This is a genomic window from Acinetobacter sp. HZNU-JH01 (assembly GCF_037996845.1).
In the GTDB taxonomy this organism is placed as follows: domain Bacteria; phylum Pseudomonadota; class Gammaproteobacteria; order Pseudomonadales; family Moraxellaceae; genus Acinetobacter; species Acinetobacter haemolyticus.
Map to the genome: position 1 here is coordinate 2,518,247 of NZ_JBBMZX010000001.1, position 14,175 is coordinate 2,532,421.

The 14,175-nt window shown below is 40.8% G+C and carries 12 protein-coding genes; 6 read left to right on the forward strand and 6 right to left on the reverse strand.

What is annotated here, in order from left to right; translation table 11 throughout:
* The first annotated feature begins 40 nt into the window (after positions 1-40).
* Together znuD and AAC851_RS12020 are read left to right on the forward strand one after the other, a co-directional pair.
* A complete protein-coding gene (gene znuD, locus AAC851_RS12015) occupies positions 41-2,131 on the forward strand; it encodes a zinc piracy TonB-dependent receptor ZnuD (protein ID WP_075314825.1) in 2,091 nt (696 codons plus the stop codon).
* Positions 2,132-2,210: 79 nt separating this feature from the next.
* Positions 2,211-3,674 carry a phospholipase D family protein gene (locus tag AAC851_RS12020; RefSeq protein WP_051063683.1) on the forward strand — a complete coding sequence of 488 codons (1,464 nt, stop codon included), beginning with the start codon at positions 2,211-2,213 and terminating at the stop codon, positions 3,672-3,674.
* Between the two features lie 41 nt (positions 3,675-3,715).
* Here AAC851_RS12020 and AAC851_RS12025 read toward each other — a convergent pair whose 3' ends face one another.
* Positions 3,716-4,162 (reverse strand): hypothetical protein, encoded by a 447-nt coding sequence (locus AAC851_RS12025; protein WP_171065834.1) that lies wholly within the window; start codon positions 4,160-4,162, stop codon positions 3,716-3,718.
* Between the two features lie 168 nt (positions 4,163-4,330).
* On the opposite strand from AAC851_RS12025, the gene AAC851_RS12030 reads away from it, so the two are divergent.
* Positions 4,331-4,822, forward strand: coding sequence for an RcnB family protein (locus AAC851_RS12030; protein ID WP_075314831.1), 492 nt, complete (start codon positions 4,331-4,333; stop codon positions 4,820-4,822).
* 153 nt (positions 4,823-4,975) lie between these two features.
* Positions 4,976-5,350 carry an RcnB family protein gene (locus AAC851_RS12035; RefSeq protein WP_005089172.1) on the forward strand — a complete coding sequence of 125 codons (375 nt, stop codon included), beginning with the start codon at positions 4,976-4,978 and terminating at the stop codon, positions 5,348-5,350.
* 40 nt (positions 5,351-5,390) lie between these two features.
* Here the strand turns inward: AAC851_RS12035 and AAC851_RS12040 are convergent, their stop codons facing one another.
* The 4 genes from AAC851_RS12040 to AAC851_RS12055 form a co-directional block, all read right to left on the reverse strand.
* The gene (locus AAC851_RS12040; RefSeq protein WP_008942362.1) at positions 5,391-5,891 is read right to left on the reverse strand and encodes a phosphate-starvation-inducible protein PsiE; all 501 of its coding nucleotides are present in this window, start codon (positions 5,889-5,891) and stop codon (positions 5,391-5,393) included.
* A 113-nt stretch (positions 5,892-6,004) separates the two neighbouring features.
* Positions 6,005-7,786, reverse strand: coding sequence for an acyl-CoA dehydrogenase C-terminal domain-containing protein (locus tag AAC851_RS12045; RefSeq protein ID WP_161984492.1), 1,782 nt, complete (start codon positions 7,784-7,786; stop codon positions 6,005-6,007).
* Between the two features lie 160 nt (positions 7,787-7,946).
* Positions 7,947-9,749, reverse strand: a complete 1,803-nt coding sequence (locus AAC851_RS12050) for an acyl-CoA dehydrogenase C-terminal domain-containing protein (protein WP_005089176.1) — start codon at positions 9,747-9,749, stop codon at positions 7,947-7,949.
* Between the two features lie 326 nt (positions 9,750-10,075).
* Positions 10,076-10,447: a heavy-metal resistance gene (locus AAC851_RS12055; RefSeq protein ID WP_075314833.1), complete on the reverse strand. Its 372-nt coding sequence runs from the start codon at positions 10,445-10,447 to the stop codon at positions 10,076-10,078.
* Positions 10,448-10,578: 131 nt separating this feature from the next.
* Here AAC851_RS12055 and baeS point away from each other — a divergent pair, with 131 nt between their 5' ends.
* On the forward strand, positions 10,579-12,255 hold the full coding sequence (gene baeS, locus AAC851_RS12060) for a sensor histidine kinase efflux regulator BaeS (protein WP_075314835.1): 1,677 nt from the start codon (positions 10,579-10,581) through the stop codon (positions 12,253-12,255).
* Between the two features lie 44 nt (positions 12,256-12,299).
* Positions 12,300-12,983 (forward strand): response regulator, encoded by a 684-nt coding sequence (locus AAC851_RS12065; protein WP_005083316.1) that lies wholly within the window; start codon positions 12,300-12,302, stop codon positions 12,981-12,983.
* Positions 12,984-13,036: 53 nt separating this feature from the next.
* Here the strand turns inward: AAC851_RS12065 and AAC851_RS12070 are convergent, their stop codons facing one another.
* Positions 13,037-14,122 (reverse strand): hypothetical protein, encoded by a 1,086-nt coding sequence (locus AAC851_RS12070; protein ID WP_004640749.1) that lies wholly within the window; start codon positions 14,120-14,122, stop codon positions 13,037-13,039.
* Between the last annotated feature and the right edge of the window lie 53 nt (positions 14,123-14,175).

The following is a 14,175-nucleotide window of genomic DNA, read 5'->3' on the forward strand; positions in this document are numbered from 1 at the left end:
TAGTATAACAACTAATATTTGAGCTGATCCGAGACACGGTATGTCATTTTCAAAAAATATTTTAACCTTATCTATACTTGCTGCTGTATCTGTATCGGCACTCGCAGCAGAAAATCAAAAAGTCCAAACGCTAGAAACGATAAGAATCAAAGCACATCCACTTGAGCAAACTTCACAAGACTTTGCGGTTGCAGATACAGTGGTTGATCAAAAAACCTTGACTGAAGGTGCTGTTACGATTGGGGATGCACTTGCCAGTGAAGTTGGCATTTATTCCAATCAATTTGGTGCGGGTTCTAGCCGACCTGTAATCCGTGGGCAAGATGGTGCACGTGTTAAGGTGCTTCAAAACTCTTCAGAAAATATCGATGTCTCTACATTGTCGCCTGACCATGCTGTGACCGTTGATCCTGCGCTTGCAACACAAGTAGAAGTAATTCGTGGACCCTCTACCTTATTATTTGGTGCGGGTACTGTGGGCGGTTTGGTCAATGTAAATGACAGTAAACTCCCAACAAAAATGCCAGAAAAAGGCTATGAAGGTAATGTAGGGCTACGTTACAACACAGGCAGTGACGAAAAATTAGCAAGTGCTGGCGTAACTGTAGGATTGGGAGATCAATTTGCATTACGTGTTGAAGGTTTAAAGCGAGAAGCTAATGATTATATTGCACCGAACTATTTCCATGAGGGTGAAAAAGAGCGTCGTGTAGATAATACTTTTGCTGAAGGGCAAACGGTAAATGTAGGATTATCTTGGATTTATGATCGTGGTTTTACAGGAATTTCATATAGTAACCGTCAAGATAAGTACGGTTTACCTGGACACAGTCATGAATATGAAAGTTGTGATGCACATGTAGTTGGTCGACCACATTTACATTGTGGAGACCATGGTCATGACCACGGACATGATGATCATGATGACGACCATGGACATGATGACCACGATCATGAGCATGAGCATGCACATGGTGGGCCATGGATTGATCTAAAATCTGAACGTTATGATTTCCGTACAGAATTGGATGATCCATTTGTAGGCTTTAAGAAGATGCGTGCTCAAGCGAGCTACACTGATTATCGTCATGATGAAATCGAAGAGGATACCATCACGACTCGATTCAAAAATAAGGGTTATGATGGACGTTTTGAGCTGGTTCATAATCCACTTGGGGCATGGGAAGGGGTAATTGGAACTCAGTACAGCCAACAGAAGTTGACTTTAACTGGTCAAGAAGCTTTCTTGGCACCAAATACCACGAAGAAATGGAGTGTATTTGCTTTAGAACATGCGCAATTCAATGATGTTCATGTTGAGCTGGCAGCGCGTGCAGAACAACAAAAAATTGATATTGAAGATTCAAGCAAGAAAGATTTTGATGGTTCAGCGTTTTCAGTATCAGGCGCAGCGAATTGGGAGTTTGCTCCAAACTATAAACTTTCATTTGTGACATCACATCAACAGCGTTTACCGCTTGCACAAGAGTTATATGCAAATGGTAAGCATTTTGCGACCAATACCTATGAATTGGGCAATGATCAGTTGAAGAAAGAGAAATCAAACAATGTAGAGCTTGGTTTCCATTATGACAATAACAAGTTTGATTACCATGTACATGTCTACCATAACTGGTTTGATGACTACATCTTTGCACAAACTTTAGATCGTTATGAAGACTTCCGCTTGGTTGAGTACACCCAAGATAAAGCTCGTTTCTATGGTGCTGAAGCTGAGGCTGGCTATCAGGTATCGCCAATCTATAAAGTGAGCGTATTTGGTGATTACGTTCGTGGCAAGATTGACAATGAGAACGCGCCTCGTGTACCCGCCGGTCGTTTAGGTACTAAAGTCAAGGCTAACTTTGGCGACGGATTTAGTGGCTCAGCAGAGTATTATCACGTATTCCAGCAAGATAAGATTGCTGCATATGAAACCGATACGCAAAGCTACAATATGCTTAATCTCGGTGTAGCTTACTCTGGTCAATACAGTAAAGCGGCTGACTATCGCGTATTCTTGAATGCGAACAACGTGTTAGATGAAAAGGTTTATCAACATGCGTCATTCTTATCAACGATTCCACAAGTTGGTCGTAATTTTACAGTCGGTGTAAATTTTAACTTCTAATTTTTCACTTAAATCTTATTGAAAAATCAAAGTATAAGCTCTAGCCTTAATTCATTAGGCTAGGGCTTTTTCTTTTTATATGCGTATCTTCCAACGAATCCATCAAAAATTAAACTGGTCAGGTCGGCGTTACATGGCAGTCATATTAAGTATTTTGGTGATCGGGTATCTTGCTTCTGCAATTTACCACACAGTAAAACCACTTCCGAAAGGATTGGATTTTACTGGACAAATTCGCCATGCCAATGTGAAATTTTTAGCGGATCAAACCTATCTAGATACACAAGGACAGCAACAGGTTGATCAACACATTTTTGATGAAATGTTGCAACTGATTAACGAGGCTAAAACCACCATTGTGCTGGATATGTTTCTTTTTAATCAGGAAGTCGGAAAGTCAAAAGTCCAGCAGCGCCCATTAATGCAACAATTAACAGATGCGTTGGTTGCCAAACGACAAGAAAACCCACAAATACAGGTGGTGCTGATCACGGATCCAATTAACTCGGTTTATGGTGGGATTGCTCCAACACATTATGCTCAATTACGCCAAGCAGGTATTCAAGTCATTGAAACAGACTTGAAACCCTTGCGCGCCTCAAATCCATTATGGTCTGGATTTTGGTATATCTGTTGTCAGGACTTAGGGAATAACCCAAATCGAGGATGGTTAAACAATCCATTCGGTGAGCAAAAAATAACTTTGCGTAGTTATTTATCGCTGTTTAATTTTAAGGCCAATCATCGTAAAACCTTGGTTGTGGATACAGATTCAGGTTGGAAAAGCTTGGTCACTTCGGCAAATCCACATGATGGCAGTTCGCGTCATAGTAATGTTGCACTAGTCGTAGACGGCGCAACAGCAATAGATATGCTGCAAACAGAGCAAACGGTTGCACAGATGTCACAAGGGGGAAGCCCGATCGTGATTATGGGCGGCCTAACTGAAGATAAAAGTCTCCCTCAAGTTCAAGTACTGACTGAAAAAGCAATTTACACAGCTGTTCTGAAAATGATTGAAGGTACTGAGAAAGATGAATATTTAGATGTTGCAATGTTTTATCTGTCTGAAAGAAAAATTATCAATGCGTTGAAACAGGCACAACAACGGGGCGCAAAGATTAGGATTATTCTTGATCCCAATAAAGATGCTTTCGGACGTCAGAAGAATGGCATGCCTAATCGACAAGTCGCTTCTGAATTGAATGCTGCAGGCATTCCAATACGTTGGTGTGATACCCGTGGCGAGCAGTGTCATAGTAAAATGTTATTAAAATACGATAAACAACATGCCGAGTTGATTTTGGGTTCTGCTAACTTAACCGCACGTAATCTAAAAAATTATAATCTCGAAACCAATATGCGAGTGTTTGGTTCTACACAAGCGCCAGTGTTTAAAGATGCTCAGCAGTATTTTGATTCATCGTGGGAGAATCAGAATGCACGTCAAATCACGGTTGATTATGTAAAGTATGCGGATGAATCGAAAGGAAAATACTGGTTGTATCGCTTTATGGAGTGGTCAGGTTTATCGACTTTTTAATGCTTATAACCCCTCTTTTGATAAGAGGGGGTGATATTTCTTTAGGCACTCGGCGGGATCAACTGATCCAAATCTTTATCTGCAAGTTGCTCTAATTCGCTTAGGTCTGTTTGAATTTTCCATTGTCCTACTTCGTCTACTGGATTGGGTAAACGTGCTTCTAACCAATCACAAATCACGTCTGGATTAAACTCAGGATGATTGCATTGAATTACCCAAGCCAAAAAGTCTTTTGGCTCACCATTCATATACGGTGGGGGAGAGACTGGGAAAAATTGGGTAGGTAAACGCTCGTTGGTCGATAAATAGTTCAATACATGTCCGAGTTCCTGAACGGTTTGCCATGCGAGTGGATGTTCTACATCGATATTGAATTTAAACCACCATGCATGTTGACCATCTGAGCCATGCGCAACAATACGTGATTCTTGAACGCTAGGAACTTTACAAAAAAATTGATAGAGACGATCAAAGTTCATTTCCGACACAGCTATTGACTCAAAACTCAAAAATAGATTCTAGCACATTCTAAAAGTCAGCTAAAAAGTGTCTCCTTATTTCATCCTAAATCAAATTGAAATGGCAAACAATGTAACAGTCTCTGTAGATTTTTTGTTCTAAAATATTGTAATGATAGTCCTTATGAGGATAGGGCAATGCTGCAATCAAAATATTATCGACATGGTATGATCGGTTTGCTGGGCTGCTTTTCAGCGATGACTTATGCTGATAATGCATGGGGTGGTTATAGTGGTGTAGAACGTCGGTCTTATCATCAAACTACACCTTCTTATCAGCAACCTGCGCAAGATCCTTTTGCATTTTCTAATCAGCGCTATACGCCAACTGCTCCACCTAAAGGCTATTACTATCAACCTTATCAAAATAGCCATCCATATCCGCGCTATCCACAACCTCGAGTACGAATAGAATATTATCCTGATACACAAACAGAATATCGCTATCGCCGTGAATCGTTTGTTGTTGGAAATGCATTACCTGCTGAGTTTAGAAATGAACGTTATGTGGTGCGAGATTGGGGATATTATTCATTACGTGAACCACCACGAGGCCGCCATTGGGTTGTGGTCGATGGTCGTTACTTTTTGGTGACGGATGATAATTACACCATTGAAATTATCCGTTGATATGCTTAGTGTATCAATAATAGACAGCTTCAATCAGTCTCCATAATTTCTTGGAAATGATTACAAAGTTTTGCAATGTCCAAGCTTTTGTTCATGGTTTCTCCCAGAGTTTCTTTTAACCTGATTTCAGATCAAAGAGCAGAGGATCAAAGAATGAAAAAGACATTAGCACTACTAGTTTCAACAATAATGCTAGGCATGTCTGCATGTGCTGTAGCAGAGCCGTCAAACCAATGGAAACATGATCATAGAGATCGTTATGACCATCGTTACGACCGTTATGACCATCGTAAAGACCAACGTAAGCCACCACATTGGTCAAATGCGGATCGTGGGAATCATTATGGACAACGTATTACATTTAAACGTGGTGAACGTGTACCTTCTCAGTTCCGCAATAGCCGTTATGTGATCTCTAATTATCGTCAACATCGTTTATATCAGCCACCACGTGGTTATCAATGGATGAAGATACAAGGTCGTTATATCTTAGTTGATTCTAAATACCGCGTGTATCGTGTCGCATAAACTAGAGACAAAATTCAAGCAGGCTGTGGCCTGCTTTTTTTTATGCTAATTCGTCATCTTGGGGTTTCGGGATTTTATTGGCGGACACAGTATGTTCTTGATCTTTACCGCGAAGTACTGATGGGTAGTGCCATGATGCAAAACGAACTACGAGAATTGCAAAAGCTAGGATTAGAATCGAACCAGTAATAATCACAAGATCCATGGATGCCTTATGATGGTGCTGAATGTCGGCAATCAATAAGCGAGTCAGGGCTGTAATGGCAATATAAATTAAAAAGCGGACAGGCATATGATTGGTTTTGAAGTAAATGCCAACCATTGCTCCCAGTTCAAGATAAATAAATAGTAGAAGAATGTCATCGATGCTTGCATATTGTTTGATGGTGAGCATCTCAATCACAGTATGCACGGCTGACCATGCGATCATGCAGCCAATGATGAATAAGGCAATATAATGAAAAGCCTCAACCGCATAATGACCAAAACGATCAGACAAGCGTTGTAAATTTTCCAGTTTTTTATCTTTTTGAGTAGGCATTGCAATAGTGACTCTCAGCGCGATGATAAGTCTGTTATGCAATTTCTATGCTGTTTTATAAAATTTGATGAAAAAAAACGCCTGAATTTTCAGGCGTTTTTAGTTTGCTTTAATTAGGCTTGATTAGTGAAGTAATCTTCACTAAAGCTCATGATTAAGTCAGAACCAGCTTCAACTTTCTTAATACGTGATTCTAGTTCAGGTAAAATACGTGTTACGAAATATTGAGCTAAAGCAAGCTTGCTTTGGTAGAAATCACCAGACTTGTCTTTCGCAGCAGCAGCGATTTTTGCGAACATATAGGCAAAGCTGAGTAAGCCTACAGCATGTAAATAATCAACCGCAGCTGAGTTCGGGAACTCTACATTTTCAGCAGCTTGTTCAATGATAAACTGAGTGACCGCTTCAATTTCTGTCGCTGCATCTAAAGTTGCATCTTTGATGAAGTTCAAATCTGCGTCTAATGTATTGGCAAAGTCACGGATTTCAGTGATGTATTCAGCGATGAATGCACCGCCATTTTTAATCACTTTACGACCAATTAAATCCTGAGACTGAACACCGTTGGTGCCTTCGTAGATTTGAGCAATACGAAGATCACGAATACATTGTTCCATGCCCCATTCACGGATATAACCGTGACCACCAAAGACCATTTGTGCATCTAAGGTTGCTTGGAATGCAGTATCTGTGAGGTACGCTTTTGCGATTGGGGTTAACAGCGCAACGCGATCATTGGCTTTTTTCACTGCTTCTGGATCAGTCGAGAATTTAGTGATGTCAAGTTGCTGACCAACGTAGACTGCAAATGCACGAGATGCTTCATTGTTGGCGCGTACATTGAGCAACATACGACGTACATCACCATGGACTAATATGCTGTCAGCAGGTTTGTTTGGTGATTGAACGCCAGCTGCGCTACGACCTTGTAGACGATCAGTCGCATATTGTGCTGCATTTTGGTAAGCAAATTCAGAAGCACCAAGACCTTGGATACCCATCGATAAACGTTCGTAGTTCATCATCACGAACATCGCAGCAAGACCTTCGTTTTCTTTACCAACGAGGTAGCCTTTTGCACCGTCAAAGTTCATGACACAAGTTGCAGAGGCTTTGATCCCCATCTTATGTTCGATTGAACCAGGACCCACTGGATTGCGTTCACCTAAAGAACCATCCTCATTTACAAGGAATTTTGGTACGATGAATAAAGAAATACCGCGAGAGCCAGCTGGCGCATCAGGGGTTTTTGCAAGTACCAAGTGAATGATGTTTTCAGCTAGGTCGTTGTCACCGCCAGTGATGAAGATTTTAGTACCAGTAATATTATAAGTACCGTCTTCGTTGCGCTCAGCTTTAGTTTTGATAATCCCTAAATCTGTGCCTGCATGTGGCTCAGTTAAGCACATGGTACCTGACCATTCACCAGAGTAGATTTTAGGTAAATAGGTTTCTTTTTGCGCTTGTGATGCATAGCTATTTAATGCCATACCAGCACCCACAGAAAGAAGCGGGTAGAGCATGAATGATGGGTTGGTTGCGAATAACATTTCATCAGAAAGAACGGTGAGCATTTTCGGCATAGCCTGACCGCCCCATTCCTCATCTGCACCTAAACCGATCCAGCCGCCGTCAGCATATTGACGGAAAGCTTCTTTAAAACCAGCAGGTGTAAATACATCACCATTTTCCCAACGCGCGCCTTCTTCATCGCCTGTACGGTTCAGTGGGTGAGTAACGTTTTGGGCAAATTTTGCCATTTCTTCTAAAATTGCTTCTGCGGTTGCAGCATCTACATGAGCAAGTTTCTCATTAGACTGCCAAAATTGTTCTGCTTTAAATACATCATTTAAGATGAATTTCATGTCTGCTAAAGGAGCATTGTAAATTGGCATAATCGTTCCCTTCTACGCACAGGTCATGTGCAAAGTGATCAAATAAAACGAACAAATAAATGAATAAGGTAAATTTAGCATTGATTAAACAAAAAAAGGACGGTCAAAACTGACCAGTCCTTTTTTTGTGATGAACGTTGCATCTCATTCTAATCTATGATTAGAACGCGAAGTGTTCCGCATCAAGTTCAAACAATGGCTCAACACCTGTTGAAAGAACGTCTACGTGAGAGCGAATACGTGGCAAGATCTTCTTGAAGTAGAAACGTGCAGTGGTAATTTTCGCATTGTAGAAGTCTACATCAGTTGTGCCTTCAGCCAATTTCTCTTGTGCGACAAGTGCCATACGTGCCCATAAGTACGCAAGCGTTACATAGCCAGCAAAGTATAGGTAATCAACCGCAGCTGCACCTACTTCATCAGGATTTTGCATTGCGCGCATACCGATTTGCATGGTGATGTCGCCCCATTCTTTGTTAGCAGCAGCCAATGGCGCAACGAACTCTTGCATTGCTGCATTGTCTTTGTTTGCTTCAACAAATTTATGGATGATCTTGGTGAAATCTTTTAGCATTGCACCTTGAGTTTGCAATACTTTACGACCTAACAAGTCAAGCGCTTGAATCTCGGTTGTTCCTTCGTATAGGCAAGCGATACGTGTATCACGTACGATTTGCTCCATACCGTGTTCAGAAATGAAACCGTGACCACCAAAGACTTGTACACCGTGCTTCGCAGATTCAGAACCAGTTTCAGTTAAGAATGCTTTAGCAATTGGTGTTAACAACGATAAGATGTTGTCAGCAAACTTACGCTCTTCTTCTGTTTCGCCTTTTTCAACGATATCAGCATATTGAGCTAATAGGTAAACCAACGCACGACCACCCTCAGCAAATGACTTTTGAGTTAAAAGCATGTTGCGAACAGCTGGATGAACAATGATTGGATCTGCTTCTTTTTCAGGTGCTTTAGGACCAGAAAGTGAACGCATTGCTAAGCGATCTTTCGCATAAGCCAAAGCGCCTTGGAAAGAAGATTCAGAAGCAGATAAACCTTGAACCGCAGTACCGATACGTGCAGTGTTCATAAATGTGAACATGCAGTTTAAGCCACGGTTTTCAGGTCCGATTAAGTAACCTTTTGCTTTATCAAAGTTGATTACACAAGTTGCGTTACCATGGATCCCCATTTTGTGTTCAATCGAACCACAACGAACCGCATTACGTTCACCAATAGAACCGTCTGCATTTAAGTTGAATTTTGGTACGATGAATAATGAAATACCTTTAGTGCCTTTCGGAGCACCTGGTAAACGTGCAAGAACGATATGGATGATATTGTCAGCCATGTCATGTTCACCAGCAGAGATAAAGATTTTCTCGCCAGAGATTGCGTAGCTACCATCATCATTTGGTTCTGCTTTGGTACGGATAATACCAAGGTCTGAACCTGCATGAGATTCAGTCAAACACATCGTACCTGTCCAAACACCTGAAACAAGGTTTGGTAAGTAAGTTGCTTTTTGCTCGTCAGAACCATGGTGTTCTAAAGTACGTACAGCACCGTGAGAAAGACCAGGGTACATACCCCAAGACCAGTTTGCTGTACCTACCATTTCAGAGATTGTGATCCCTAAAGAGTTTGGTAATGCTTGTCCGCCAAATTCTTCATCTGCAGAAAGTGATGGGAAACCGAGTTCGATATATTTTTGATACGCTTCTTTAAAACCTGTAGGCGTAGTCACAACACCGTCATTCCAAGTACAACCTTCACGGTCGCCAACTTGGTTTAATGGAGAAAGCTCATTCTCACAGAAATCAGCCGCTGCTTCTAAATATTGATCAACCAATTCACGGCTTACGGTGCCTTGAAATGCAGGCAGTTTTGCGTAATGTGCTTCAGCATTTAATAATTCGTGCAATACGAACTGCATATCACGTAAGGGTGCTTTGTATTGTGGCATAGCGGGTTCCTCAATACTGGTGAAACCAGAGTTATAATCTTAGTCAATGATAAATGTGCCCAATGGCACCATTTTGTACCGCTAATCGTGCAACAAGTTATAGTTCGGTACAAGCTATTACAGGTCATTTCTTAGTGACTGCTAAGTCAAAGATTGTTATGTAGCCTGTTTAAGCACTGAGATTGTATGTGTTTTTTGAGGTTTTTACTCAAATTCGATCGCTAAAATCGTAAGCAGCTGTGTAAAGCAGTAAAAATGTGATTTTTATACTAAATTACACCACTAAAAAAGGCGCTTCAATGCGCCTGTATCAACGGTGATTTGAATTAAGTTGTTGCATTACTTTGTCGTTTAAATTGTGATTTATCAGGCGTAAAGCGTACTTCACATGTTCCTTCGATTACACGATTATTCAACTGAACATTGACACGCTCACCAATTTTTTTCCCTTGGCAAGCTTGTTCTACTTTTGCTCGTTCCGCTTTGTGTTTCGCTCGCATTTGTTCACGATGTTCTAAGCGTTGTTCACGTTTGGCTTGCCACTCAGCACGTTGTTCTGGTGTAAGTTCACGTTTTTGGTGAGCATGACGCTGCTCTGCTTCTATTGACGGTTTTTGTGCTGTTGTTGATTGGCAAGCTGCTAAACCCATCGCAGAACCAAGTAGTGCCGTCATCATAACGAGTCTAGTTTTGTTCATCGCTATATCCTATATCATTGATTGTGATTTGATGGATAAAGATTAGATAATAAAGATGAAGAAACAATGGAGAGTTTTTTTGAAGCATGTTGGGTACAATTCATAAGTAGAACAATATTGAGACTTAAATTTTGAATGTTCGTCGTGTTCCGATCGCTTTGCGCTTATTTCTCACAGTGTTACTCACGACCTTGCTGATCGCAACGATTAGCTTAGGCGTGTTGCATTGGACGATGCAAAAAAACTTTGCACGTTATGTTGCTGACGTGGAAATGCAGAAGTTGGATCGTTTGATTGCCAATCTTGGTAACGTTTATAGAATATATCATGACTGGGGCAATGCGATTCAGGCACAAATTTTACAAATTGAAGGAACCGCCGCACCTGATGATTATGATCGTCTTTCACAGTGGTGGTTGCGTAGACAATATGATATTGCTTTACAACAACGTTATTTTAATGAACACACATTGTTAAACCTTTCACCAACGTTGACGCAAAATAATGCCGAGATCAGAAGTCGTCAGATCTTTAATGAAGAAGAATTACAGGTTTTAAAACAGAATTTACCATCAGAATATCAACCTTTTGAGGGGTTGCGTTTTCCACTCAGTCCAAGCCAATTTCGTTTGAAAAAAGAAGGCTCGGAGGACGAACAAGAAAGCAAAACCAACAGTGCTAATGTAAATACGCAAGCGAAAAAGCGTTTTGTATCAATACCTGATCGTTTAGGATTAAGCTCTCGTCTATCGTTATACAATGAAAATCAACAATTCATTGTGGGTGAACCATCATCGGATCAGTTGTCGTATCGCCCTATCATTGTAGATGAAAAGGTAGTGGGTTATCTCGGTCTGAAACCTGTTTTAGATCAGGATGATGCTTCTAGTATCAATTTCTTTAGTAACCAAAAGCGTTATTTATTTTTGGTTTATGTGCTGACTGTATTATCGAGTCTGGTGGCTGCATTGTTAATGGCAACCTATTTTAAAAAGCCAATTCAGCGCTTGCTTAAGGCAACTTTAGAGTTGACCAGAGGTAATTATCAGCATCAGGTGCTGATCAAGCGAAACGATGAACTCGGTGATCTATCGAATCAATTGAATCATTTAGCCGATATTTTACATCAGCATGAGCAATCTCGCCGTCAATGGGTGGCGGATACTTCACATGAGTTAAAAACACCATTGGCCGTATTGCAAGCGCAAATTGAGGCAATGCAGGATGGAATTCGAAAAGCGACACCAGAACATCTTGAGGCAATGATGCGTCAAGTATCCAGTTTAAAGAAACTAACTCAGGACCTAGCAGATTTAGCGCAGGCGGAAGCACAACAACTGAAATGTTATTTTGCTGAAGTCAATCCTTGGGATGTCGTACTACAAGAAGTGGAAAATTTTAAATCGACTTTTGAGCAACATCAGCTCGAGGTTGAATTATTAGGTGAGGGGGCATTGTTGTCCTTAGATCGTGATCGTTTTAAACAGATTATCGTGAATTTATTAGGAAACTGTGTGCGTTATACCGAAAAAGGCGGAAAAATACAGATTCACACTCAACAAGATCAGCAACAATGGATATTGTATGTGGATGATAGTCCTTTGGGGGTGAGTGATGAGCAATTGGCACGTCTTGGTGAGCGATTCTATCGGGTTGATGATTCACGTACACGCAGTACAGGCGGTACAGGTTTAGGCTTGGCACTCTCGACTAAACTCGCACAAGCATTAGGTGGTGCACTGACGTTCGAGCATTCCCCATTAGGTGGATTACGCTGTGTACTCACGTTCCCAAAACAAATTAAATAACGTCGTAGTCCTCGGTTTGAGGATCGTAAAATAGGATGAAAATCATGAAACATATAATGTTGGTGGAAGATGAGGTTGAACTGGCTCAGCTCGTTCGTGACTATTTAGAAGCTGCTGGTTTTGAAGTGAGCATGTTTCATGATGGTCAAGATGCTTATACCCAATTTCAGCAACGCAAACCAAGTTTGATGATCTTGGATCTCATGGTGCCACGTATGGATGGTTTGACTATTTGCCGTAAAGTGCGCGAGCAGTCAGATTTACCGATTATTATGGTAACCGCACGAACTGAAGAAATTGATCGTGTTTTGGGTTTGAACATGGGTGCTGACGACTATATTTGTAAGCCATTTAGCCCGAAAGAATTAGTTGCGAGAGTACAAGCGGTACTCCGTCGTTTAGAGCGTAAGGCCGAACCAGAGCAAAATGATTTATTCCGCATCGATAAGGCTCAGCAACGTATTTGGTATCAACAAAAAGCACTGACTTTGACACCAACAGAGTTTCGTTTACTGGAGTTGTTCTTAGAGCACTTAGGGCAGGTCTATTCACGTGCACAATTATTAGATCATATCAATCCTGACAGTTTTGATGTGGCAGATCGCGTGATTGATAGTCATATAAAAAACCTGCGTCGTAAGATCTCAGAAGCTGCGGACACAGGCAATCGCCATGAATGGATTCAAGCGGTGTATGGTGTAGGTTATCGTTTTGAATATCCTGAATAATCTAAAAGCTTGCCTTAGAGTCTTAATAAGGCAAGCTTAATCAACATATAAACTTAGAAACAAACCAAGAAACACATGATTTGGGATTTGTCTAAAATTATATTTACAGTATCACCATCTTTTGGAATGGTTACGGGTTTTTCAAAGGAAGTACCTTCTTTAATCACATAGCTCCAGTGAGCAATCTGATCATTTGAACCAATATGTTGATTGCCTACATAGACATCGGTTCTTCCTACAACTTCAGTACGGCTAACACTTTTTTCATAAGAAAAATTTGCAACGAGGATGTATTCACCTGCGGGTAGATTAGTGAATTTAAAATGTCCTTGATCATCTAAAATACGTGTAGACATAAAATGTTTAAGAATGTTTTCAGGAATTTGCTCAGGGATCTTTTGGTTGCGCTTAACTTGTTCGTACCATGCTTTAAACTCATCTGTCATCCAGATTAATCCAACTGCTTGACTTCCTTTTGGCGGGTATTGCTTTTTCGCAAGAATTGCACCTTTGTAAAAAGCTTGTCCAGTAATAGTTGAGTTACCCAATGGTCGAATTTCAGCTGTAGCCTGTTTCAATGTTTTGGTTTTGACTGTTTTACCTGCAATACAATCCAGCATGGCATTACGCGCTAGAGCAAGACCGTCATAATCTAAGCTGAAAATGGTTGCATGATTGAGGCGCAATTGTAGATCGTGTTCAGCATCACGCATGGATTTTAGGGTTTGATGAATGTCTCCGGTACTGACTGCAAGTATTCCTGTATTTTGACTCGGTAAAATTTGAGCTTTAAGTGGCGTTGAGGCTAATTTTTTTTGTACCAGTTCAACACGTGCATCTTGAGGGGAGCGGGCTGTTGGGATATTTTTTCCTTGAAACAAAATGGTCGCACTCGACGATTGTTTGGTTGGCCCGAAAATGGAAAAACTAGTCTCTGAATCCTGTAAGGGTATAAATCGAATCGCACAGTTCATGCGAGGTTGTTTTAAGTCTTGTTTTAGTACCCAAGCGCCTAGAGCGGATCTAGAAATTACTTGGGTATCTTCATTTGAGATTGACAATGGGGCGGCGAATGAAGAACAACTAAAACTTAAAAAGACACACGCAAAAATTGTTTTTATTAATGTTGTCCGATACATTTTTAAGATCTCATTTATATTTTGCTTATTTTGTCATAGCTACTCATTTCCTA

What these genes read in the sequence shown, in the direction of transcription:
- AAC851_RS12020 (WP_051063683.1), top strand. Translation starts at nt 2,211, where the DNA reads ATGCGTATCTTCCAACGAATCCATCAAAAATTAAACTGGTCAGGTCGG.
- AAC851_RS12055 (WP_075314833.1), bottom strand. Translation starts at nt 10,447, where the DNA reads ATGAACAAAACTAGACTCGTTATGATGACGGCACTACTTGGTTCTGCG.
- AAC851_RS12035 (WP_005089172.1), top strand. Translation starts at nt 4,976, where the DNA reads ATGAAAAAGACATTAGCACTACTAGTTTCAACAATAATGCTAGGCATG.
- AAC851_RS12050 (WP_005089176.1), bottom strand. Translation starts at nt 9,749, where the DNA reads ATGCCACAATACAAAGCACCCTTACGTGATATGCAGTTCGTATTGCAC.
- AAC851_RS12065 (WP_005083316.1), top strand. Translation starts at nt 12,300, where the DNA reads ATGAAACATATAATGTTGGTGGAAGATGAGGTTGAACTGGCTCAGCTC.
- AAC851_RS12030 (WP_075314831.1), top strand. Translation starts at nt 4,331, where the DNA reads ATGCTGCAATCAAAATATTATCGACATGGTATGATCGGTTTGCTGGGC.
- znuD (WP_075314825.1), top strand. Translation starts at nt 41, where the DNA reads ATGTCATTTTCAAAAAATATTTTAACCTTATCTATACTTGCTGCTGTA.
- AAC851_RS12070 (WP_004640749.1), bottom strand. Translation starts at nt 14,122, where the DNA reads ATGTATCGGACAACATTAATAAAAACAATTTTTGCGTGTGTCTTTTTA.
- AAC851_RS12040 (WP_008942362.1), bottom strand. Translation starts at nt 5,891, where the DNA reads ATGCCTACTCAAAAAGATAAAAAACTGGAAAATTTACAACGCTTGTCT.
- AAC851_RS12045 (WP_161984492.1), bottom strand. Translation starts at nt 7,786, where the DNA reads ATGCCAATTTACAATGCTCCTTTAGCAGACATGAAATTCATCTTAAAT.